The organism is Faecalibacterium sp. AF27-11BH, assembly GCF_003603005.1.
Taxonomy (GTDB): Bacteria; Bacillota; Clostridia; order Oscillospirales; family Ruminococcaceae; genus Faecalibacterium; species Faecalibacterium taiwanense.
Genome location: NZ_QVGS01000004.1, coordinates 84,016 through 105,010, shown reverse-complemented (window position 1 = coordinate 105,010; position 20,995 = coordinate 84,016). Strand labels below are relative to the sequence as shown.

The following is a 20,995-nucleotide window of genomic DNA, read 5'->3' as shown; positions in this document are numbered from 1 at the left end:
TTTAAAAAATATTGCACAAAAACCTCCCTGCAAGTATTCTATACCTGCAAGGAGGTTTTCAAGCTTATGGAGATGCCAAAAAAGTTCCTGTGGGGCGGTGCGACCGCCGCCAACCAGTACGAAGGTGCCTACCAGACGGATGGCAAGGGCCTGAGCATTGCCGACGTGGAAAAAGGTGCACGCCACGGCGTCCCGCGCGAGATTCATACACAGGTCATGGAGGGCAACTACTACCCTAGCCATGAAGCCGTGGATTTTTACCACCATTACAAAGAGGACATCGCGTTGTTTGCCGAGATGGGCTTCAAGTGCTTCCGAATGTCCATCAACTGGCCGCGCATCTTTCCGCAGGGCGATGAATTGCAGCCGAACGAGGCCGGGCTTGCTTTCTATGACCGTGTGTTCGACGAGCTGCACCGCTACGGGATCGAACCGGTGGTCACGCTTTCGCATTACGAAACGCCGCTGTATCTGGTGCAGCACTATGGTTCCTGGCGTAACCGAGCCCTGATCGATTTCTTTGCCCGGTACTGTGAAACGGTGTTCCGGCGTTACAAGGGAAAGGTCCGGTACTGGATGACCTTCAATGAGATCAACGAGACCATGAACCAGAGCGAGCCATACCATCAGGCAGGCGTGCTCTTTGCCGAAGGCGAGGAGCACAACGCTGTCAAAGCGCTGGTCAGCCACAACATGTTCCTTGCCAGTGCAAAGGCCGTGCAGATCGGGCATGCGGTCGACCCGGAAAATAAAATCGGCTGCATGATCCAGTATCCCACCACCTACCCGCGCACCTGCGCACCCAAGGATGTGCTGGCACAGAGATTCCAGATGATGCCGAACTATTATTACACCGATGTGATGTGCCGCGGACACTACACCAGCCTGTGCACGGCACAGCTGCGGCGCATGGGCACTTCGGTAGAGATGCAGCCGGGCGATGCCGAGCTGCTGGCCGCAGGAACTGTGGATTACATCGCATTCAGCTATTATTTTTCTTCAGTTGCCCGTGCAACGGAAGATACGGATTGCTGTGTAGAACGCAGCAATCCGTATCTCCAGCGTACCGACTGGGATTGGCCCATCGATCCGGACGGCCTGCGCATCGCACTGAATGAGCTGTATGACCGGTATGAACTGCCGCTGTTCGTTGTGGAAAATGGTCTGGGTGCCATCGACACCGTAGAGCCGGATGGCAGCATTCAGGACGATTACCGCATCCGTTTTCTGGGCAGTCACATTGATGCGCTGCGGCAGGCCATTGAGCTGGATGACGTTCCGGTGATCGGCTACACCTGCTGGGGTCCCATCGACATTATTTCGGTGGGCACCGGCGAGATGCGCAAACGGTACGGCTTCATTTACGTAGACAAGAAGGATGACGGCAGCGGCACGTTGGCCCGCAAAAAGAAAAAGTCGTTTGCATGGTACAAAAAAGTCATTGCAAGCAACGGCGCAGACACCGCCCTGTAAGCAATGCATTTTTTAGGATATTGAAGGAGGCAAAACAAATGGATGCAAAGAAAACTGCCCAGCAGGTGCTGGAACAGGTCGGCGGCGCAGAAAATGTTACATTTCTGACCCACTGTGTCACCCGCCTGCGGTTCAACCTCAAGTCAATGGACGGCGTGGACGAGGCCAAGGTCAAAGCCGTACCCGGCGTGGTGGGTGTCGTGAACAAAGGCGGCCAGTATCAGGTCATCATCGGCAACGAAGTAGCTGCCGTGTACGATGAACTGATGAAACTGGGCGACTTCGGCGGTAAGGAAGTCAAACAGCCTGCCGCCCCGGCCGAGGAAAAGAAGAGCAGGGTCAGCATCATTCTGGACACGCTGGCCGGTGTGTTCACCCCGCTGATGCCGTTGATCGCCGGTGCCGGTATGATCAAGGCTCTGCTGTCTGTGCTGACCCTCTTCGGCTGGATCGACAAGAGCGGAAATCTGTACTATTTCCTCAACTTCATCGCAGACTCTTCCTATTACTTCCTGCCGATCTTCCTGGCCAACTCCGCGGCCAAAAAGTTCGGCTGCAACCCGCAGATGGCCATGCTGCTGGGGGCCATCCTGCTGCACCCGAACTTCATCGCCCTGAAAGCCGATGCCGATGTGGTCCATGTGCTGGGTCTGCCGGTGAAGATGGTAACCTATTCTTCCTCAGTCATCCCCATCTTCCTTATCACGCTGGTACTGCCATACGTGGAACGATTTGTCAATAAGGTCGTGCCCTCTGTGGTCAAGTTCATCCTGCGGCCGGTGCTCACCATCCTCATCATGGCTCCCATCTCCCTGTGCGTGCTTGGCCCTCTGGGCAGCATCATCGGCGATGGTCTGGTCAACGTCCTGCTGGCCATTGAAAAGGTCTGCCCCTGGGCACTGCCCACCGTCATCGGTGCCTTTATGCCGTTCCTGGTCATGACCGGTATGCACTACAGCCTGCTGCCCGCTTATGTCAACTCTCTGTCTATGCTGGGCTATGAGACGGTCATCGGCCCCGGTAATCTGCCTTCCAACATTGCACAGGGTGCCGCAGCCCTCTGCGTTGCCATCAAGACCAAAAACAAGAACTTCCGTCAGCTGGCCGTTTCCGGCGGTGTGACCGCTCTGCTGGGCGTGACGGAGCCTGCTCTGTTCGGCGTCAACGTCCGTCTGCGTAAGCCTCTCATCGCCACCACCATCGGCGGTGGTCTGGGCGGCCTGTATGCCGGTTTGACCGGTGTGCGCCGTTTTGGCGGCGGTGGTGCCGGTCTGGCAGCCATCGGCCTGTATGTCGGTGAAAATCCCATGAACGTGATCAACGCACTGATCTCTGCCGCGATCGCCTTTGTGGCCACCTTTGCGATCCTCTGGTTCATCGGTTTTGATGATGTGCCGGAAGAAGCCTGATCTCTTCTGAAACAAGCAGCGCCGGAACGATTTTGCCGTTCCGGCGCTGCTTTTTACGCCTCTCCCAGCAGCTTTGCACGGCTGGCGTATACAGCGGTGAATACCTCCCGCAACCGTTGGATCTCGGGACGCGGGTCGTCCCGCAGGGTCAGCAGACAGGTGTCCGGCAACGGCAGCTGCAGCGGCAGGTACCATGCCGCCGGAAAGGCCGGGTATTTCATCGGGCACAAAAACATGCCGCGCCCGGCAAGCAGATCGTTGTAAACACACTCGTAGTTTTCCACCATGTGCCAGCTTGGTGCGGAAAACGGCAGGCCGGGCTGAACAACGGCAAGATCCACCATTTCCTGATACAGCGGCTCATAAAACAGCTGCTGCCCGGCAAGATCGGCCAGCGCCAGAGTGCTGCGCCCTGTGAGCGGGTGCTCCGGCGATACGATCAGGTAAAAGGTGTTGTGCAGGATGGGGGTGCGCTCGATCTCCGGCTGCAGCGGCCCAAAGGGCAGATAGAGGGCTGCGTCTGCCTCGCTGCAGAGCATTTCGTGGGGGTTGCGTGACACGGGCCGAGTGTCCACCGCAAACTTATATCTCGGCAGTGCGGCGTGCAGCCGTGCCATCAGGATGGGATAAATGGGATCCCGCTGCAGCAGCACCGGCGGCAGGCGCAGGGTCAGTGTGCGCCGCCGGGCAAAGCCCTTCAGTGCGGTGCGGGCGTTCAGGATGCTGCGATAGATCCCCTCCGCCTGCGGCACAAAGGCCCGGCCTGCTTCGGTCAGCGCCACGCGGGTGGTGCTGCGCTCAAACAGGGCCAGATCCAGCTCCTTTTCCAGACTGCGGATCTGGTAGCTGAGGGCGGGCTGGGTGCAGTACAGCTCCCGGGCGGCTGTGGTAAAATTCAGGGTCCGGCTCACGGTGAGAAAACACAGCAGCTGGTGGTCGTTCATCCGAAAAAAGCTCCTTTCTGTGCAGGGAAAGCTCCGTCTGCTCTCAGTATAACATGGCGGGAGACAGTTATAAACACTTTTTATCAGGGTGGCAAAATTTTTTTGTTTCCCTTTTACTTCGTTATATTTTATACTAAGTGCAGCGCGGGAAAAACTCCCGCAGAGACGAAGAGAAATTGATGAGAAGAAAGAGGAAATCCAAATGGAAAAGATCTCCCGCAAAGGCTTTTTGAAGGTCGCCGCCGCTGCCGCCATGAGCGGTGTCACCGCCGGTGCACTGGCTGCCTGCAACTCCGCAGCTTCTTCCAGCACCGCCGCTACCGGCGATGCCATCTACACCGCCGGTACCTACACCGGCACGGCCACCGGCATCGGTGAGGTGAAGGTGACCATGACCTTCAGCGAGACCGCCATCACCGAGGTGGTCATCGATGCCTCCAACGAGACCGAAAGCATCGGCGGCGTGGCCGCACCCACCCTGCAGGAGGCCATCATGGCCGCACAGGGTACCGAGATCGACAACATCTCCGGCGCCACCGTCACCACCAACGCGGTCAAGAAGGCTGCCGCCAGCTGCATCGAGCAGGCTATGGGCGTTGCTTCCGAAGAGCCTGCTGCAGATACCGCCGGGGATACCGGCGATGACTGGCTGGGCGAAGAGCCGGACGTGCAGGCCAGTGAGACCCAGGACTTTGATGTGGTCATCATCGGCGCCGGTCTGTCCGGCGTCTGCGCTGCCCGTGCGGCTGCCGAGGAGGGCGCAAAAGTTGCCATCGTGGAAAAGAGCTCTTCCTTCAACTGCCGCAGCGGCGAGTATGCCCTGCTGAACGGCAGCCTGAACAAGCGCTGGGGCCGTGAGAACATCGTGGACGAGGATGTTGTGGTCGACCGCCTGATGCGCGAGTGCACCTACCGCAACAAGCGCTCCATCCTGAAAAAGTGGGCTTCCCATGCACACGAGGTCATGGACTGGTTCATCGAGGCTTACCCCGAGCTGACCATCTGCGACTCCACCCGTGAGGCCGTGACCCAGGAGCAGTTCGACAAGGGTATTCTGGTGCCGCTGGCATGGCCTCAGCCCGAGCACTACGATTACCGCAACGAAGAGTTCCCCACCTTCCCTTCCAGCATGGAGTTCCGCTCTTCCCGCAAGGATCAGCAGGGCTTTATAGTGGAAGCCAACCTGAACAAGGCCGTTGAGAACGGTGCACAGACCTTCTTCGGCTGCTTCGGCACCAAGCTGCTGAAGGACAGCGACGGCCGCGTGACCGGCGTGATCATCCGCGACGCACAGAATGACAACAAGTACATCCAGCTCAACGCTTCCAAGGGCGTGATCCTGGCTACCGGCGACAACTCCGGCGACGAGAAGATCATGAAGCATTTTGCTCCCGAGATCGTGGAGAAGAAGATCGCCAACATGGGTGCCATGGGTATGCTGGGCGTTGACGTGGAGGGCAAGACCGTGGAGACCGGCGACGGCCTGCGCATGGGCGCATGGATCGGCGCAAAGGTGCAGGATTTCCACGCACCGATGACCCACCACATGGGCAGCGGCATGGGCGTGACCCCCTTCCTGCAGATCAACAAGCGCGGCGACCGTTTCATGAACGAGTGCATCCCCGGCCAGCAGCTGGAAAACCAGATCGAGCTGCAGCCCGAGTGCACCTCCTTCCAGCTGTACGACTCCAAGTGGGGCGAAGAGGTGCCCTACATGCCCGCAAACCACGGCGGCCTGTGCTACATCATCCCCGAGGATGAGGATGAGTCCAACCCCAACTACACCGACCGTCAGTACACCAAGATCAGCGCAAAGGCCGAGGCTTACCAGTTCAAGGCCGATACACTGGAAGACCTGCTGACCCAGTGCGGCTTTGAGGGCGATGCACTGGATAATGCACTGGCTTCCGTCGAGCGCTACAACGAGCTGGCCAAGGCCGGTTCCGACGATGACTTCGGCAAGCCCGCAAGCCGGATGTTCGCGCTGGAGAATCCCCCGTACTATGCATGCCAGTGGGGCACCACTTCCATGCTGGTGTGCGTGGGCGGCCTGGAGAGCGACGAGAACTGCCACACCTTCACCGAGGAGGACCCCGCCAGCCCCAAGCGCGACATCATCAAGGGCCTGTATGTCTGCGGCAATGTGCAGGGCAGCCGCTACGCAGTGGAATACCCCATCTGCATGCGCGGCATCAGCCACAGCCTGTGCGTCTACTACGGCTACATCGCCGGCAAGAACTGCGTGGCCGGTGTCTGATACCCTGCTGACAGAACACTGAAATAAGCGTTTCCCTGCCCGGAGCAGTATTCTTTCTTCCTGCTTCGGGCTTTTTTGCGCCCCTGTGTGACCCGGTCACGGAAAAACACACTCCGACGGGGTATACTGATGCTGTCAGTGAAATTACAAACACCCTTCAGGAGGTAAAAATATGGCAGTTGTTACGATCACGAAGGAAAATTTTGAGCAGGAGGTACTGCAGAGCGCAAAGCCTGTCCTGCTGGACTTCTGGGCCAGCTGGTGCGGCCCCTGTCGCATGCTCAGTCCCGTTGTGGACGAGGTGGCCGAGGAGCGCACCGATGTGAAGGTGGGCAAGGTGAACGTGGACGAGCAGCCGGAGCTGGCCGGCCAGTTCGGCGTGATGAGCATCCCCACCCTGCTGGTGTTTGAGCAGGGCAAGCTGGTGCGTCAGGCCGTGGGTGCCCGCCCGAAGGCCAGTGTGCTGGAGCTGCTTGGGTAAATATGCGTGCTGAAAAGGAGCTGTTGCGCCATGCAACGGCTCCTTTTCTTCTTTTCCCTGTACAAACGCACAGAAAAATCGTATCATTGAGTTGAAAACACCGTCACTTTCCTACTTTACAACTTTACCTAGATAAAGTAAAATAAACTCAAGTAAGAAATGGGGGAACCGACAATGGAATTCAGCATTGCAAACCTGCAGCCCAAGGAGCGCGCCTCCTTTGCGCTGCGCGCCTTGTACGAAGCGGCGGGCTGCCGCAAGTATCATATGGGCCGGTTTGAGGAGTACGGCCTGTATCAGGAGAACCGCAGCTTTTTGTCGTCCGAGCAGGTCATCACCTTTACCGATCTGGATGGCCGTCTGCTGGCCCTCAAGCCGGACGTGACCCTCTCCATTGCCAAGACGGCGCAGCCCGCCCCCGGCGAGACCCTGTGCTACTACTATCACGAGAACGTCTACCGCCCTTCCGCCGAGAGCCACACCTTTAAAGAAATCAGCCAGATGGGCCTTGAGATGCTGGGTGCGGTGGGCGAAGCACAGGTGCAGCAGGCGGTGTGTCTGGCGGCACGGTCGCTGGATGCGCTGGGGGCCGAGTGGGTGCTGGAAGTGAGCCACATGGGCTACCTGTTCGGCCTGTTCGACGCGCTGGGCGTGCCGGATGCCGCCCGCGCAAAGCTGCTGGAAAAGCTGCGGGAGAAAAACGCCCACGAGCTGCGGGCTGCAGCCGGAGCCGCCGGTCTTGCCGATGCCGCCGATACCCTGTGCAGCGTGCTGGATCTTTCCGGTGCCTATGCCGAAACGATGGAAAAGGCTGCAGCCCTGTGCAAAAACGATGCCATGCGCGCAGCGGTGGCCGAGCTGGAAGCGCTGGCTGTGCCGCTGGAAAAGGCGGGCGGCGTGATCCGGCTGGACATGACGCTGGCCGGTGAGATGGAATACTACAACGGCCTTGTGTTTCAGGGCTACCTGAAAGCCCTGCCCCGCCCCCTGCTCAAGGGCGGCCGCTACGACCTGCTGATGCAGAAGTTCACCCCCGGTGCCGGTGCCATCGGCTTTGCGGTCTATCTGGACGAGCTGGACCGCCTGAGCGCCCCGTTGCCGCCGGTGCAGAAGAACAGCACCGACAGGGTGATGCTGAACGTGGCTCTGCCCAAGGGCCGTCTGGGCGATAAGGTGTATAACCTGCTGGCGGGCATCGGCTACGGCTGCCCGGAGGACTACAACGCTACCCGCAAGCTGGTGGTGGAAAACCCGGAGGCCGGCATCCGCTACTTCCTCGTCAAGCCCAGCGACGTTGCCATCTATGTAGAGCACGGCGCCGCCGATGTGGGCATCGTGGGCAAGGACATCCTCACAGAGGCTTCTGCCGATGTGTACGAGCTGCTGGACACCGGCCTTGGCAAATGCCGCATGTGCGTTGCCGCTCCGGCCGATTACCAAGACGACCCCAGCCGCCCGGTGCGGGTGGCCACCAAATTCGTCAACATTGCAAAGAGCTACTACGCATCCATGGGGCGGGACATCGATATCATCAAGCTGAACGGCTCCATTGAGCTGGCCCCCATTCTGGGCCTTTCGGACGTCATCGTGGATATCGTGGAGACCGGCACCACCCTGCGGGAGAACGGCCTGAAGGTGGTCACCGAGTTCATGCCCATCTCGGCCCGGTTCATTGCCAACAAGGCCAGCTACCAGTTCAAGCACGCCGAAATGGACACCATGCTGGAAAAGCTGCGGGCGGAACTGCAGAACAAGGAGGAAGCAAAATGATCAAGCTGTATAACTTTGACGAGCTGAAGCCCGAAGAGATTTTGAACCGCGATATCCGCGCGGAAAAAAACGTGGAGGATGTGGTGGACGGCATCATTGCCGATGTGCGCGCCCGGGGCGACGATGCCCTGAAGGATTATGCGCTGAAATTTGACGGCGCGAAGATCGATGCCCTGCAGGTGACGCAGGAGGAGATCGACGAAGCCTTTGCGAACATGGACCCCTACTTCCTCGAAACGCTGCGCGAAGCCGCCGCCAACATCGAGAGCTTCCACCGCCAGCAGGTGCACAAGAATTTTGTGGTGAACGACAAGCCCGGCATCGTGCTGGGCCAGAAATATACCCCCATTGAAAAGGCCGGTGTCTATGTGCCCGGCGGCACGGCGGCCTATCCCTCCACCGTGCTCATGGACGTGATCCCGGCAAAGGTGGCAGGCGTGTCCGAAATCGTCATGACCACCCCCGCCGGAAAGGACGGCAGGGTGAACCCGGTCATCCTTGCCGCCGCTGCCACCGCAGGCGTGACCAGGATCTTCAAGACCGGCGGCGCACAGGCTGTGGCGGCTCTCGCCTACGGCACCCAGAGCATCCCCGCGGTGGATAAGATCGTTGGCCCCGGCAACATCTACGTTGCCACCGCCAAGCGCAAGGTGTTCGGCAAGGTGGGCATCGATATGATCGCCGGCCCCAGCGAAATTCTGGTGCTGGCCGACGGCGGCTGCAACCCTGCATGGGTGGCGGCGGACCTGCTGAGTCAGGCCGAGCACGACAAACTGGCAAGCCCGGTCCTCGTCACCGACAGCCCGGAGCTGGCCAAGGCCGTGCAGGCGGAGCTGGAGGTGCAGATCCCGCAGCTGCCCCGTGCCGCCATCGCCCGCGCCAGCGTGGACGACAACGGCAAGATCATCCTCTGCACCGACCTGCACAAGGCCATTGAAGCCTGCAACATCATTGCACCGGAACATCTGGAAGTGTGCGTGGAGGACCCCTTCGGCGTGCTGAACGAGATCAAAAACGCAGGCAGCATCTTCCTTGGCCGCAACGTGCCGGAAGCGCTGGGCGATTACTTTGCAGGCCCCAACCACACCCTGCCCACCAGCGGCACCGCCCGCTTCTCAAGCCCCTTGGGCGTAGACGACTTTGTAAAGAAGTCCAGCTTCCTCTACTACACCCGGGAAGCGCTGGGCGAAGTAGCCCCCCGCATCGCCGATTTTGCCGAGCGCGAGGGCCTGCACGCCCACGCCCGCAGCGTGACCATCCGGTATGAAAAGTGACCCTCTCAGGCGCTTGCGCGCCAGCTCCCCCGAAGGGGGAGCTTCATGAGAGGGAACCGTAAGATGCAAAAAAGCTCCCCCTTCGGGGGAGCTGGCAAAGCCGTAAGGCTTTGACTGAGAGGGTTTTTATATGAGTCGTTTTCTTTCTCCCACGCTGGCCGCTGTCACCCCCTACACCCCGGGTGAGCAGCCGCAGGATCAGCAGTACATCAAACTGAACACCAACGAAAGCCCCTATCTGCCCTCCCCGGCGGTGATCGCCGCTGTGAGTGAGCACGAGGTGGAAAAGCTGCGCCTTTACTCCGACCCCGCCTGTGCCGACCTGCTCAAGGCGGCCGCAGCCCACTTCGGTTTGCAGCCGGAGCAGATCATGCCCGGCAACGGCAGCGATGAGAACCTCTTCTTTGCCCTGCGTGCCTTCTGCGACGCAGACCACCCGCTGGCCTATGCCGACATCACCTACGGCTGCTACGGCGTGTGGTGTGGGCTGATGCATATTCCCAGCCACATCATCCCGCTGAAAGAGGATTTCACCCTTGACCCGAAGGACTACTACGGCCTGAACCAGACCATCGTCCTTGCAAACCCCAACGCCCCCACCGGCATTGCACTGCCGCGGGCAGAGATTGAGGGCATCCTGAAAGCGAACCCGAACAATGTGGTCATTGTGGACGAGGCCTATGTGGACTTTGGCGGCGAGAGCTGCGTGCCCCTCATCGACCAGTACGAGAACCTGCTGGTGGTGCAGACCTTTTCCAAGTCCCGGCAGCTGGCCGGTGCGCGTCTGGGTCTTGCCATGGGCAATGCAAAGCTCATTGCCGACCTGAACCGGGTCAAGTTCAGCCTGAACCCCTACAACATCAACCGCCTGACCCTGAAGGCCGGGCAGGCCGCGCTGGAAGATACCGCTTATTTCGACAGGACCCGCGCCGCCATCGTGGACACCCGCGCATGGACAAAACAACAGTTGGAACAGCGCGGATTTGCCGTGCTGGACAGCCGCTCCAACTTCCTGTTTGCAAGTACCAACAGGAAAGACGGCGAGACACTCTACAAAGAGTTGAAGAAAAACGGCATTCTGGTGCGCCATTTCGACGCGCCCCGCATCCAGAACTGGCTGCGCATCACCATTGGCACGCCGGAACAGATGCAGACGTTTATGGAAACGCTGGATAAGATCATGGAGGAATGAACCATGCCGAACCGAATGATCTCGCTGGAACGCAACACCAATGAGACCCAGATCGACCTTACCCTTGATCTGGACGGCACCGGCCGCTACGAGGTAGACACCGGGTGCGGCTTTCTGAACCACATGCTGGAGTTGTTCGCCCGCCATGGCCGGTTCGATCTGGTGCTCACCTGCCACGGCGATGTGCAGGTGGACTACCACCACACCACCGAGGATGTGGGCATTGCACTGGGTCAGGCCTTTGCACGGGCGCTGGGCGATATGCGCGGTATCCAGCGCTACGGCAGCTTTTATCTGCCCATGGATGAAGCGCTGATCCTGTGCGCCGTCGATCTTTCGGGCCGCTGCACCCTGAACTGGGACGTCCGTTGCAACACCGAAAAAGTGGGCGATTTTGACGTGGAGTGCGCCAAGGAATTCTGGCTGGGCTTTGCCCGCAGCGTGCCCGCCACGATCCACTTTGTACAATTTGCGGGAGAAAATACACACCACATCCTCGAGGCCTGCTTCAAGGGCGCAGGCCATGCACTGGGCGCGGCCGTGAAGATCGACGAAGCCCACAAGGACGAAATTCCTTCCACGAAAGGACTGCTGGTATGATCGCAATTATCGATTATGGCGTGGGCAACCTGTTCAGCCTGAAGTCCAGCCTGAAGCAGCTGGGGCTGGAAGCGGTCGTCACCGCCGACGCGGACACCATCCGCAAAGCCGACCGGCTGATCCTGCCGGGCGTGGGCGCTTTTGCCGATGCCATGGCCAAGCTGGAGGCGACGGGCCTTGTACCGGTCATGAAAGAAGAAGCCGAAAGGAAGCCGCTGCTGGGCATCTGCCTTGGCATGCAGCTGCTGTTTGAAAAGAGCTACGAGTACGGTGAGCACGAAGGCCTTGGCTTTGTGAAGGGCGAAGTCTGCCCGCTGGAGCCCGACCTTGCGGACAAAACGCTCAAGGTGCCGCAGATCGGCTGGAACGCCTTGCACATTGTAAAGGACGACCCGCTGTTCAAGTACATCCGTGAGGGAGAATACGTCTATTACGTCCACAGCTACTACGGCAAGAACTGTACGGAGAGTACACTGGCTGTGAGCGACTATTCCATTCCCGTCACCGGCGCGGTGCGGGCGGGCAGAGTGTACGGCACCCAGTTCCACCCGGAAAAGAGCGGGGATACTGGACTACGAATTTTGAAGGCGTTCAGCGAATTGTAAGCGGGCTCGCCCTCTCAGGCGCTAACGCGCCAGCTCCCCCAAAGGGGGAGCCCTTGGCAAAACCGGAAACTTTGCCGTACTGCCAAGGCCTCTCCCTTTGGGAGAGGTGGACACGAGCAGTGCGAGTGGACGGAGAGGGCGAGGACGCTAAAGGAGAAACAACGATGCAATTATTTCCAGCCATTGACCTGCGGGGCGGCAAGGTGGTGCGCCTGACGCAGGGCGACTACAGCCGCATGACCGTCTACGGCGAGGATCCCTGTGCACAGGCGCGGGAGTTCCTTGCAGCGGGGGCCAAAAATCTGCACGTCGTCGATCTGGACGGCGCAAAGGACGGCACCCTTTCCAACTACGATACCATTGCCGCGCTGGCAAAACAGGGCGGCTTATACATTGAGGTGGGCGGCGGCATCCGTACCGAGGAGCGCATTGAAACATACCTCTCCCTCGGCGTGGGCCGCTGCATTCTGGGCAGCGTGGCGGTGACGGATTTTGCCTTTACCGCCCGGATGCTGAAAAAATACGGCGATAAAATTGCCGTGGGCGTGGACGCAAAGGACGGCTATGTGGCCATCCATGGCTGGAAGGAAGTGAGCGCCGAGCCGGGCGTGGACTTCTGCAAGCGGCTGGCAGATGCCGGATGCACCGCCATCATCTACACGGATATTGCCTGCGACGGTGCCATGCAGGGCACGAACCTCGGCCTGTACCGCACGCTTGCCAAAGAGGTGCCCGGCGTGGCTTTTACGGCCAGCGGCGGCATCTCGTCCGAAGCAGAGCTTCTGGAACTGAAAAAAATGGGCACTGCCGCTGCCATTTTAGGCAAGAGCCTGTACACCGGCGCACTGGACCTTGCGCGCTGCGTGCAGCTGGTGCAGGAGTGAACGGAGGGGAAACGACATGATCACCAAACGCATTATTCCCTGCCTTGATGTGCGCAATGGCCGCGTGGTCAAGGGCACGAACTTTGAAGGCATCCGGGATGTGGCCGACCCGGTGGAAATGGCCCGCATGTATAACGCTGCCGGTGCCGACGAGCTGGTGTTCTACGATATCACCGCCAGCTTCGAGGGCCGGGCACTGTTTACGGATATCCTGACCCGCGTCGCCAGCGAAATTTTTATCCCGCTCACGGTGGGCGGCGGCATCAACACGCTGGAAGACTTTGACCGGGTGCTCAAGTGCGGCGCGGACAAGGTCAGCGTCAACTCGGGCGCACTCAAAAACCCTGACCTTATCCCGGCGGCAGCACAGCGCTACGGCAACCAGTGCGTGGTGCTCTCTGCCGATGTGAAGCGGGTGAACGGCCAGTTCCGGGTGTTCGCCAAGGGCGGGCGCGAGGACACCGGCCGGGATGCACTGGACTGGATCAGCTGGTGCGTGGACCACGGCGCGGGCGAGATCTGCCTGAACAGCATCGACACCGACGGCGTGCGCAGCGGCTTCGACCTTGAGATGCTGGATGCAGTTGCGGCGCGGGTGAACGTGCCCATCATTGCCAGCGGCGGCGCAGGCAAAAAGGAAGACTTTCTGGAGCTGTTCCACCACAAGGGCATCGACGCAGGCCTTGCGGCGGGCATCTTCCACCAGAAGCTGCTGACCATCCGGGATCTGAAAAAATACCTCAACGCAAACGGTGTGGAGATGCGGCTGTAACGCCGGGGTATTTCTCCCCGGCGCGGGGAGAAGCCGTAACGCGAAACTGGATTTCCGCAAAAACAACCCGCAAACTCTTGCGTTTGCGCACCGAATACGCTAAACTAGTAATATCCCCATCCGGGGAGGGAGAACCGTTATGAATCTGAAATTTGATGAAAAGGGCCTGATCCCTGCCATCGTGCAGGACCACTACACCAAAGAGGTGCTCACCCTCGCTTACATGAATGCCGAGACGCTGGCGCTCACCATTGCCGAGGGCCGCACTGTGTTCTGGAGCCGCAGCCGTCAGGAGATCTGGCGCAAGGGCGAGACCAGCGGCAATGTGCAGCGGGTGGTGTCCATCACCGCCGACTGCGATGCAGATGCACTGGTGGTGGAAGTGGTCAAATCCGGCCCCGCCTGCCACACCGGCGCCGAGAGCTGCTTCTTCAACGAAGTATACGTCTCGCCGGAGCTGAAGCAGTTCAGCTGGCAGGGCCTGTACCAGCTCATCAAGGGCCGCAAGGATAGCCCCAAGGAGGGCAGCTACACCACCTACCTGTTCGAGAAGGGCAAGGAGAAGATCCTGAAAAAGGTGGGCGAAGAGTGCACCGAGGTCATCATTGCGGGCGAAAAAGAGGATAAGGAAGAGACCGTTTACGAGATCAGCGATCTTGCCTACCATGTTCTGGTGCTGATGGTCAGCGCCGGCATCACGGTGGAGGATGTGACCCGTGAACTGGAAAAACGTCACGTCATTGACCACAAGGTCAAACAGGAAAGGATGCAGTGAATTATCTATGGCAGATTATAAGAAGTCCAGTGTCCATTGCCACTCCACCATGTGCGATGGCAAAAATACCTTGCAGGATATGGCAAGTGCTGCGTGTGCGCAGGGCTTGACCACGCTGGGCTTCACCGGCCATAGCTACACCCAGCGCGACCGCGAATACTGCATGAGCCCCAGCCGCACCGCCCAGTACAAGGCCACCATCGCAAAGCTCAAGGCCGAATACAGGGGCAAGGTGGATATCCTGTGCGGCATCGAGTGGGATATCCTGAGCGAGGATAAGCGCACCGGCTACGATTACTGGATCGGCAGCGCACACCACCTGTACGGCAAGAACACCGGCAAGTATTACGAGATCGATTTCCGCCCGCAGGACCTGTGGGACTGCATCAACGATGATTTTGACGCAGACCCGCTGGCCGCTGTGGAAGCCTACTTTGCCGAGGTGGAAAAGGTAGCTGCCCTCAAGCCGGATATTCTGGCCCACATCGACCTCATCAAGAAGCTGAATGCCAACGGCGAGTTCTTCGACGAAGAGTCGCCCCGCTACAAGGCCGCTGCCCTCAAGGCCCTGCAGGCCGCAAAGGCAAACGACTGCCTGCTGGAAGTGAACACCGGCGGCGTGTACCGCGGCTACCGCAAGGACTTCTACCCCGGCCCGTGGCTGCTGGGCGAGTGGCAGAAGATGGGCGGCAAGGTCATCATCACTTCTGATTCTCATGATATCAACAGCCTGACCTACGGCTTTGACGAAGCTGCCGCCGCCATCAAGGCTGCAGGCTTTACCAGTGTGCAGGTGCTTACCGGAAACGGCTTCGAGACGCAGGAACTGTAAAAAATTGGAGATAACCCTCTCCGTCAATGCTTCGCATTGCCACCTCCCCCGAAAGGGGGAGGTTTTGCTGTTTCTTTTACGCAGCATAAAAGCTCCCCCCCCCTTCGGGGGAGCTGGCGAGCGTCAGCGAGACTGAGAGGGTTGTTTTGCGGTAAAAATAGAACTTTGGAGGAACCCTATGACCCACGCGCAGCCCCAAAAGAAAAGCGTCTTCAACATGAACGTAGACCTGATGCACGGGCCTATTTTAAAAAGCCTGCTGCTCTTCATGCTGCCCATTCTGGTTTCCAACCTGTTCCAGCAGCTCTACAACACGGTGGATACCATGATCGTGGGCAATGTGCTGGGCGATACAGCCCTTGCCGCCATTGGCTCCTGCGGCTCGATCTACGAGCTTTTAGTCGGCTTTGGCATCGGTATCGGCAATGGCCTTGCCATCGTTGCAGCGCGCTCCTACGGCGCGCAGGACGAAGACCTGCTCAAGCGCACGGTGGTGGGGTCGGTCGTCATTGGCCTGATCGCCTCGCTGGTCATTACAACGGCAGGCTTTTTCGGCCTGCATGCCCTGCTGCAGCTGCTGGATACCCCGGCAGAAATTCTGGAAGATGCCTACAGCTATATCATCGTGATCGACCTTGGCGTTGTGGTCATGTTTATGTATAACCTGTGCGCAGGCCTGCTGCGCGCCATTGGCAACAGCGTGATGCCGCTGGTGTTCCTGCTCATCAGCTCGGTGCTGAACGTGGGGCTGGACCTGTGGTTCATTGCCGGGGTTGGCATGGGCGTGCGGGGCGCAGCGGTGGCAACGGTCATTGCACAGGGCATCTCGGTGGTGCTGTGCGTTCTGTACGTGCTGGCAAGGGTGTGCATCCTCATCCCGGAGAAAAAGCATTTCGCCGTGGGCAGTCATCTCTACTGGGAGCTGTTCAGCCAGAGCATCTCCATGGGCCTGATGAGCAGCATCGTGTCTGCGGGTTCGGTGGTGCTGCAGTACGGCATCAACGGGCTTGGCACCCTGACCATTGCGGGGCACACCGCTGCCCGCAAGCTGTTTGCCTTTACGGATATGCCGCTCATCTCCATGGCGAACGCTGGTTCCACCTTCGTTTCCCAGAACCGCGGCGCAAACCAGCCCGACCGTGTGCGCAGGGGAATGCGGCAGATGTATCTGTACTCGGTGGTGGTGATGGTCGCCGCCGTGGTGCTGATGAGCTTTGGTGCTCAGTGGATGGTGCAGCTGATCTCCGGCTCTTCGGAACCCATTGTGCTGGAAAACGGTGCGCGGTACCTGCTGTGGAACGCACCGTTCTATGCGGTGCTGGGCGTGCTGCTGTGCACCCGCTACGCGCTGCAGAGCCTTGGCCAGAAGGTGCTGCCGCTGTTCTCCAGCGTGATCGAGCTGGTGGGCAAGGTGATCTTTGTGCTGGTGTTCATCCCGAAATTCCAGTACAATGCGGTCATCCTGTGCGAGCCCATCATCTGGTGCTTCATGACGGCATATCTGGTGGCGGTGTACCTGCACGAGCCCTTTGTGTTCCCGAAAAAATAACCCTCTCAGTTATCGCTGTGCGATGCCAGCTCTCCCGAAAGGGAGAGCTTTTTGCATTTTACGGGAAGCACAAAGAAAGCTCCCCCTTTTGGGGGAGCTGGATGCGAACAAAGTGAGCAGACTGAAAGGGGTTACAGCGCCGAATAGCCAAAGCTGTTCACCAGCGCATCGATGTGCTGGCCAGCCTTGCACAGGGGGCAGTCGCGGCTGTCAAAGCTGGCGTAGTCCGGCAGGCTGGCGGGGTCAAAGATGGAGGTGACCTCATAGCCCATGCACTCATGGGTGGTGGCAAAAATAGCGGAAAGGCCTGCCACGGTGCCGCCGTAGTAGTTCACGGCCTCCACAGCGGCCTGCACGGTGTAGCCGGTGGTGATGGAAGCGGACAGAATGAGCACATGCTTGCCCTTGACCATGGGGGCCAGATTGTCGCGCAGGATGATCTGGCTGCCGGTGGTGTACTCCGGGGTGATCACATAAATGGTCTGGTGGGCGTTCATGTTGGCAAAGCCGTCCTTGGTCAGCTCGTTGGCAAGGCAGGTGCCGATCACCTGCGTGCCGTCCAGACAGAGCACGGTGTCCACAATGGTGCTGTGCTGGTAAGCGGCCACCAGCTCCTTTGCCACGGCCTTGGCCTCGGAAAGGCGGGACTTCTGGGTGGTGACATCGATGTAATAGTTGATATGGCTGTGGCTGGTAGCAAAGTGGCCCTTTGCTACGCGCAGGAACAGGTTACTTTTTTTGGTGGGAAGCTTTACCATATTGATCATCGAAACAGCACTCCTTTTCAGGTTTTCCGGGTTGCCCCTCAAATGCAAAAAGCACCGCATCGCTGCGATGCTCCTGCACATTTTTATAACCCTATTGTACCGGAAAAGAAACCTGTGCACAAGGCATAAATCCACTAAAAAACTTTGTGCATTTTACACGATATCGCCCAAAACTTGGATACAAATGGCCCGCATACGCAAAAAGACCCGCACCACAGGGTGCGGGTCTTTAATGCAAAAGTAAAATCAGTCCACAATCGTAACCTTGATGGCATCGGTGATGTCCCAAGTGCCGTAGACATCACTGTAGGAATCAGTGATGCTACCGTTTGCGTACATCTTCGGAATGTACAGCACCTGAACCTTGGATGCGCTGGTAAGGTTCTCAATACCGGAAACCTTCAGCGTAGGAGTCACAGTAGTCTTCGCATCGACACTGGCGTTGGAACCACCTACCAAATCAATCGTGACACCGGAGACACCCTGATAATAAGTATGCAGCTTATTGTCAGCATCGGTAACATTTACCTGGAAATGCTGCTGGTTGACCTGCAGGCTCACCTTGGTATAGATCTCAAACTCGCAAGTGAGCGTAGTACGATTATAGGTGGCGCTCTTCAGCGTGGCATCACAGATGTTGCTGCCCGGAGACAGCTTGCTGCCAACAGTACCGGTAGGACGGTTCGGGTTGGAGCAGCCGGTCAGCATGCCGGAGCCTGCAATGGCAACAGCGGTAAGAGCGGTATATTTCATAAAGTCACGGCGGGAGAATGTATAGGACATGTTCGTTCCTCCTTTAAAAAGCAGATCAGTACGGCCTTGCGGCATTACCTATAAGATAGGCGAAACCGGGCCGGATGTCAATGCCTTTTGGCAAAATAAAATGATGAAATTTTGAGCTGTGACGTTGTTTTGCGACGAAATTTCGTCCTGTGCGGGCCGCGTATCAGGCGCGGGTCACGTCTGCAGCGGTCATGACGAAGGTCATGGTCTTATCCGCTGCAAAGGTGGGCATGTAAGTAACGCTCAGCTGCTGCCAGCCCTTGGGGACCATCAGCATCAGCTGCAGATAGCCGGTACCCTGCGGGGGCAGATTGGTGGAATCCGAGAAGGTCTGAGAGTTGGAGTTGTACAGCGAGATGTTGGCACCGCACTCCACGCTCTGGCCGTCGCAGGAAGCAGAGAAATCGGTAGAAGCTGCTGCCAGTGCGTGGAAGTTTGCATCCACGTTCTCCTGCGGGGGCACGGGATAAGCAGCATTGATCTCGGCCAGATTCTGTGCGCCGATGTTGAAGGTCTGGTTCTTGGTGCGGTTGACCACGGTGACCAGAACAGCAATGTATTCGTAACCGGCCTGTGCAGGTGCGGTATCAATGTTGAACAGGCTGGTCAGCTGAACGCCAAGGCCGTTCCAGTTGCTGACCTTATCACCGACCTTGACATCCACGATGGTGGCGCTGCCATTCTGCTGGCAGCCGCCCAGCAGGCTTGCTGCGCCCAGAGCAGCAACGGATGCGCCAGTGCACTTGAGGAAGGTACGGCGGGAAATGGAGTTGGACATAAAATAAATCCTCCTTTTGATAGGAAAAACCGTATTCCAGAATGTTCTATTCTGTTTATACCCTTTCTGCCCGAAAGATGCAAGGGTTTGGGGGCTGAATTTACAGCTTTTTCACAGGAATATCACCCTTCGTGGGTAAGGCCCTTCACATGTGTTTCGCTGGTTTTGACCAGATTTAACAGGCTGGGCGTATAAAGCGGGAACTCACGGGTCAGGCTTTCTGTGGTCATGGTCAGGCAGGCCGGGTCCTTTACGCCCTCGCCGCCGTTCACATCCTGTCCGTCCAGCAGGGCTTCCACGTTGGCTTCGGACATGCGCATCACGGCATCGGAGCAGCCGCGCCAGCGGATGGGATCGATGCTGAACATACTGGCGGCGTTGTGGGGCTCGGCCGAGTACAGCAGGCGGAACATTTTGGCTACGGCCATCATCAGGTAGGCGCTCACCTCGGTGGTAAGGGCCTTGCTGTGGCACTGGCCGATCTTGGCGTACAGCACGTTCAGGCCGTTGGAGATCAGCTTTTTGTTCATGGTGGGCAGCACGCTGCCGTGGTAGATGTTGTCCTTCATCTTGTCCGGGTTCGGAAGGTCTTCTGCCGAGAGCATCATGCCGTTGCGCTCTGCACTGCGGCCCAGAAGATAATCGCAGGAAACATTATAATAGTCTGCCACGCGCACCACAAAGTCCAGGCCGCATTCGCGGATGCCTTTTTCGTAGTGGGACAGCAGCGCCTGCGAGACGCCAAGATCCTCGGCGGCCTGCTTCTGGGTGATGCCGCGTTCCTTGCGCAGCAGCTTGATGATACGGTTGAATTCCATGATTTTTGGCTCCTCAAAGTTCGATATAGGGGGACATCCTTGTTTTTGGTTTACAGCAGGTTGATTATACACAACGGAAAACCTTTTGTAAAGCAAGAAAAGTGACGATATTTTTCGTTGATTTTCGTCATTTTTGTCAAAAGACTTGCTCTGGACACCATATCTATGCTAAACTATAGGTATTAACGCATACATTTTGTGGCGTGCGCGGGGCCGCGGCTGCCGCCAAAGAGCAAAAATCTGGCAGACGACACGTTTTTCTGCCAGATTTTTTCTCCGCAGCGGGTTTTGCCGCCCGTTCCCGTGCCGCCGCACAGCGATAAAGAGAGGCACTATCCATGAAAACGTTCAAGCTTCATCTCATCCGCCACGGCATGACTGCAGGCAACCTGCAGGGCCTGTACATCGGCAGCGGCACCGACATCCCTCTGTGCGACGAGGGCCGCGCTCAGCTCAATGAGCTGAAAGAGCGGTTCGAGTATCCGCAGGTGGATACCGTGTTCTCCTCCCCGCTGCTGCGCGCGGTGGAAACAGCCAACATCCTGTTCCCGGATGCAAAGCACACCTTTACCGTGCACGACCTGCGGGAGGCCGGCTTTGGCAAGTTTGAGAACAAGCCGGTCAAGGAGCTGGTGCACGACGAGGACTTTAAAAAGTGGATCACCCCCGGCTCCGGCTATGTGCCCGAAGGCGCAGAGCCTACCGACCAGTTCCACGCCCGCTGCGCCGAAAGCCTGATGAAGCTGTTTGAGTATATGATCCGCATGGATGTGACCGAAGCAGCCTGTGTGACCCATGGCGGTGTGATCATGAGCATGCTCAGCCAGCGCGCCGTGCCCACCCGCCGCCCGGAGCAGTGGATGGCAGACCCCGGCTGCGGCTACACCGTGCAGACCGATGTGCAGCTGTGGATGCGGGACCGTCTGGTGGAAGCCATCGACATCGTGCCCTTTGGCTATGCCGATACCCTGCGCGGTCAGGCTGAGACCGAGGAAAACGAGGCCTTTGAATAAGGATTCGGTTACAGTTTCG

Annotated in this window: 20 protein-coding genes; 15 read left to right on the top strand and 5 right to left on the bottom strand. The window is 58.4% G+C overall.

Translation table 11 applies throughout. The features are described 5' to 3' along the window. The first annotated feature begins 66 nt into the window (after positions 1 to 66). Both DWY76_RS06060 and DWY76_RS06055 read left to right on the top strand, forming a co-directional pair. The gene (locus DWY76_RS06060) at positions 67 to 1,473 is read left to right on the top strand and encodes a 6-phospho-beta-glucosidase (RefSeq protein ID WP_005943672.1); all 1,407 of its coding nucleotides are present in this window, start codon (positions 67 to 69) and stop codon (positions 1,471 to 1,473) included. Between the two features lie 38 nt (positions 1,474 to 1,511). After that, positions 1,512 to 2,882 carry a PTS transporter subunit EIIC gene (locus tag DWY76_RS06055; RefSeq protein ID WP_097781149.1) on the top strand — a complete coding sequence of 457 codons (1,371 nt, stop codon included), beginning with the start codon at positions 1,512 to 1,514 and terminating at the stop codon, positions 2,880 to 2,882. A 53-nt stretch (positions 2,883 to 2,935) separates the two neighbouring features. On the opposite strand, the gene DWY76_RS06050 is transcribed toward DWY76_RS06055, so the two are convergent. Further along, positions 2,936 to 3,826 (bottom strand): LysR family transcriptional regulator, encoded by an 891-nt coding sequence (locus tag DWY76_RS06050; RefSeq protein WP_120080392.1) that lies wholly within the window; start codon positions 3,824 to 3,826, stop codon positions 2,936 to 2,938. Between the two features lie 202 nt (positions 3,827 to 4,028). Between DWY76_RS06050 and DWY76_RS06045 the strand changes: the two genes are divergently transcribed. The 12 genes from DWY76_RS06045 (at position 4,029) to DWY76_RS05990 (ending at position 16,817) form a co-directional block, all read left to right on the top strand. Further along, positions 4,029 to 6,083: an FAD-dependent oxidoreductase gene (locus DWY76_RS06045; RefSeq protein WP_223388350.1), complete on the top strand. Its 2,055-nt coding sequence runs from the start codon at positions 4,029 to 4,031 to the stop codon at positions 6,081 to 6,083. Between the two features lie 172 nt (positions 6,084 to 6,255). Beyond that, the gene (trxA, locus tag DWY76_RS06040) at positions 6,256 to 6,564 is read left to right on the top strand and encodes a thioredoxin (RefSeq protein WP_120080388.1); all 309 of its coding nucleotides are present in this window, start codon (positions 6,256 to 6,258) and stop codon (positions 6,562 to 6,564) included. A gap of 174 nt (positions 6,565 to 6,738) precedes the next feature. Beyond that, positions 6,739 to 8,334 carry an ATP phosphoribosyltransferase gene (gene hisG / locus DWY76_RS06035; protein WP_120080386.1) on the top strand — a complete coding sequence of 532 codons (1,596 nt, stop codon included), beginning with the start codon at positions 6,739 to 6,741 and terminating at the stop codon, positions 8,332 to 8,334. Beyond that, positions 8,331 to 9,608 (top strand): histidinol dehydrogenase, encoded by a 1,278-nt coding sequence (gene hisD / locus DWY76_RS06030; protein WP_120080384.1) that lies wholly within the window; start codon positions 8,331 to 8,333, stop codon positions 9,606 to 9,608. The genes hisG and hisD overlap by 4 nt, the downstream gene beginning before the upstream one ends. 130 nt (positions 9,609 to 9,738) lie before the next feature. Beyond that, a complete protein-coding gene (gene hisC, locus DWY76_RS06025) occupies positions 9,739 to 10,800 on the top strand; it encodes a histidinol-phosphate transaminase (RefSeq protein ID WP_120080382.1) in 1,062 nt (353 codons plus the stop codon). A gap of 3 nt (positions 10,801 to 10,803) precedes the next feature. Next, a complete protein-coding gene (gene hisB, locus DWY76_RS06020; protein WP_120080380.1) occupies positions 10,804 to 11,400 on the top strand; it encodes an imidazoleglycerol-phosphate dehydratase HisB in 597 nt (198 codons plus the stop codon). After that, a complete protein-coding gene (hisH, locus tag DWY76_RS06015) occupies positions 11,397 to 12,005 on the top strand; it encodes an imidazole glycerol phosphate synthase subunit HisH (protein WP_097776909.1) in 609 nt (202 codons plus the stop codon). The genes hisB and hisH overlap by 4 nt, the downstream gene beginning before the upstream one ends. A 164-nt stretch (positions 12,006 to 12,169) precedes the next feature. Beyond that, on the top strand, positions 12,170 to 12,889 hold the full coding sequence (hisA, locus tag DWY76_RS06010) for a 1-(5-phosphoribosyl)-5-[(5-phosphoribosylamino)methylideneamino]imidazole-4-carboxamide isomerase (RefSeq protein WP_120080378.1): 720 nt from the start codon (positions 12,170 to 12,172) through the stop codon (positions 12,887 to 12,889). A gap of 16 nt (positions 12,890 to 12,905) precedes the next feature. Next, entirely contained in the window at positions 12,906 to 13,661 is a 756-nt protein-coding gene (hisF, locus tag DWY76_RS06005; RefSeq protein ID WP_120080376.1) for an imidazole glycerol phosphate synthase subunit HisF, read from the top strand. A gap of 139 nt (positions 13,662 to 13,800) precedes the next feature. Continuing rightward, positions 13,801 to 14,436 carry a bifunctional phosphoribosyl-AMP cyclohydrolase/phosphoribosyl-ATP diphosphatase HisIE gene (gene hisIE / locus DWY76_RS06000; protein ID WP_005943640.1) on the top strand — a complete coding sequence of 212 codons (636 nt, stop codon included), beginning with the start codon at positions 13,801 to 13,803 and terminating at the stop codon, positions 14,434 to 14,436. A 7-nt stretch (positions 14,437 to 14,443) separates the two neighbouring features. Then, complete coding sequence (locus tag DWY76_RS05995; RefSeq protein WP_097774583.1) at positions 14,444 to 15,268, top strand: histidinol-phosphatase HisJ family protein; 825 nt, start codon at positions 14,444 to 14,446, stop codon at positions 15,266 to 15,268. A gap of 178 nt (positions 15,269 to 15,446) precedes the next feature. Next, positions 15,447 to 16,817, top strand: coding sequence for an MATE family efflux transporter (locus DWY76_RS05990; protein WP_120080374.1), 1,371 nt, complete (start codon positions 15,447 to 15,449; stop codon positions 16,815 to 16,817). 131 nt (positions 16,818 to 16,948) lie between these two features. Here DWY76_RS05990 and DWY76_RS05985 read toward each other — a convergent pair whose 3' ends face one another. The 4 genes from DWY76_RS05985 to DWY76_RS05970 form a co-directional block, all read right to left on the bottom strand. Next, the gene (locus DWY76_RS05985) at positions 16,949 to 17,584 is read right to left on the bottom strand and encodes a phosphoribosyltransferase (RefSeq protein WP_044953901.1); all 636 of its coding nucleotides are present in this window, start codon (positions 17,582 to 17,584) and stop codon (positions 16,949 to 16,951) included. A 246-nt stretch (positions 17,585 to 17,830) separates the two neighbouring features. Then, the gene (locus DWY76_RS05980; RefSeq protein ID WP_120080372.1) at positions 17,831 to 18,367 is read right to left on the bottom strand and encodes a twin-arginine translocation signal domain-containing protein; all 537 of its coding nucleotides are present in this window, start codon (positions 18,365 to 18,367) and stop codon (positions 17,831 to 17,833) included. A 163-nt stretch (positions 18,368 to 18,530) separates the two neighbouring features. Continuing rightward, positions 18,531 to 19,145 carry a twin-arginine translocation signal domain-containing protein gene (locus DWY76_RS05975; RefSeq protein WP_005943633.1) on the bottom strand — a complete coding sequence of 205 codons (615 nt, stop codon included), beginning with the start codon at positions 19,143 to 19,145 and terminating at the stop codon, positions 18,531 to 18,533. A gap of 122 nt (positions 19,146 to 19,267) precedes the next feature. Continuing rightward, entirely contained in the window at positions 19,268 to 19,963 is a 696-nt protein-coding gene (locus DWY76_RS05970) for a helix-turn-helix transcriptional regulator (protein WP_005943631.1), read from the bottom strand. Positions 19,964 to 20,301: 338 nt separating this feature from the next. Here DWY76_RS05970 and DWY76_RS05965 point away from each other — a divergent pair, with 338 nt between their 5' ends. Continuing rightward, positions 20,302 to 20,976, top strand: coding sequence for a histidine phosphatase family protein (locus DWY76_RS05965; protein ID WP_005943629.1), 675 nt, complete (start codon positions 20,302 to 20,304; stop codon positions 20,974 to 20,976). The last annotated feature ends 19 nt before the right edge of the window (positions 20,977 to 20,995 follow it).

Bases quoted from the DNA above. Each gene is read 5' to 3' on its own strand.
- hisG (WP_120080386.1), top strand. From the start codon at position 6,739: ATGGAATTCAGCATTGCAAACCTGCAGCCCAAGGAGCGCGCCTCCTTT.
- DWY76_RS05975 (WP_005943633.1), bottom strand. From the start codon at position 19,145: ATGTCCAACTCCATTTCCCGCCGTACCTTCCTCAAGTGCACTGGCGCA.
- DWY76_RS06050 (WP_120080392.1), bottom strand. From the start codon at position 3,826: ATGAACGACCACCAGCTGCTGTGTTTTCTCACCGTGAGCCGGACCCTG.
- DWY76_RS05990 (WP_120080374.1), top strand. From the start codon at position 15,447: ATGACCCACGCGCAGCCCCAAAAGAAAAGCGTCTTCAACATGAACGTA.
- DWY76_RS06045 (WP_223388350.1), top strand. From the start codon at position 4,029: ATGGAAAAGATCTCCCGCAAAGGCTTTTTGAAGGTCGCCGCCGCTGCC.
- hisF (WP_120080376.1), top strand. From the start codon at position 12,906: ATGATCACCAAACGCATTATTCCCTGCCTTGATGTGCGCAATGGCCGC.
- hisD (WP_120080384.1), top strand. From the start codon at position 8,331: ATGATCAAGCTGTATAACTTTGACGAGCTGAAGCCCGAAGAGATTTTG.
- DWY76_RS05965 (WP_005943629.1), top strand. From the start codon at position 20,302: ATGAAAACGTTCAAGCTTCATCTCATCCGCCACGGCATGACTGCAGGC.
- DWY76_RS05980 (WP_120080372.1), bottom strand. From the start codon at position 18,367: ATGTCCTATACATTCTCCCGCCGTGACTTTATGAAATATACCGCTCTT.
- hisC (WP_120080382.1), top strand. From the start codon at position 9,739: ATGAGTCGTTTTCTTTCTCCCACGCTGGCCGCTGTCACCCCCTACACC.
- hisIE (WP_005943640.1), top strand. From the start codon at position 13,801: ATGAATCTGAAATTTGATGAAAAGGGCCTGATCCCTGCCATCGTGCAG.
- hisB (WP_120080380.1), top strand. From the start codon at position 10,804: ATGCCGAACCGAATGATCTCGCTGGAACGCAACACCAATGAGACCCAG.
- hisA (WP_120080378.1), top strand. From the start codon at position 12,170: ATGCAATTATTTCCAGCCATTGACCTGCGGGGCGGCAAGGTGGTGCGC.
- DWY76_RS05985 (WP_044953901.1), bottom strand. From the start codon at position 17,584: ATGATCAATATGGTAAAGCTTCCCACCAAAAAAAGTAACCTGTTCCTG.
- DWY76_RS06055 (WP_097781149.1), top strand. From the start codon at position 1,512: ATGGATGCAAAGAAAACTGCCCAGCAGGTGCTGGAACAGGTCGGCGGC.
- trxA (WP_120080388.1), top strand. From the start codon at position 6,256: ATGGCAGTTGTTACGATCACGAAGGAAAATTTTGAGCAGGAGGTACTG.
- DWY76_RS06060 (WP_005943672.1), top strand. From the start codon at position 67: ATGGAGATGCCAAAAAAGTTCCTGTGGGGCGGTGCGACCGCCGCCAAC.
- DWY76_RS05995 (WP_097774583.1), top strand. From the start codon at position 14,444: ATGGCAGATTATAAGAAGTCCAGTGTCCATTGCCACTCCACCATGTGC.
- DWY76_RS05970 (WP_005943631.1), bottom strand. From the start codon at position 19,963: ATGGAATTCAACCGTATCATCAAGCTGCTGCGCAAGGAACGCGGCATC.
- hisH (WP_097776909.1), top strand. From the start codon at position 11,397: ATGATCGCAATTATCGATTATGGCGTGGGCAACCTGTTCAGCCTGAAG.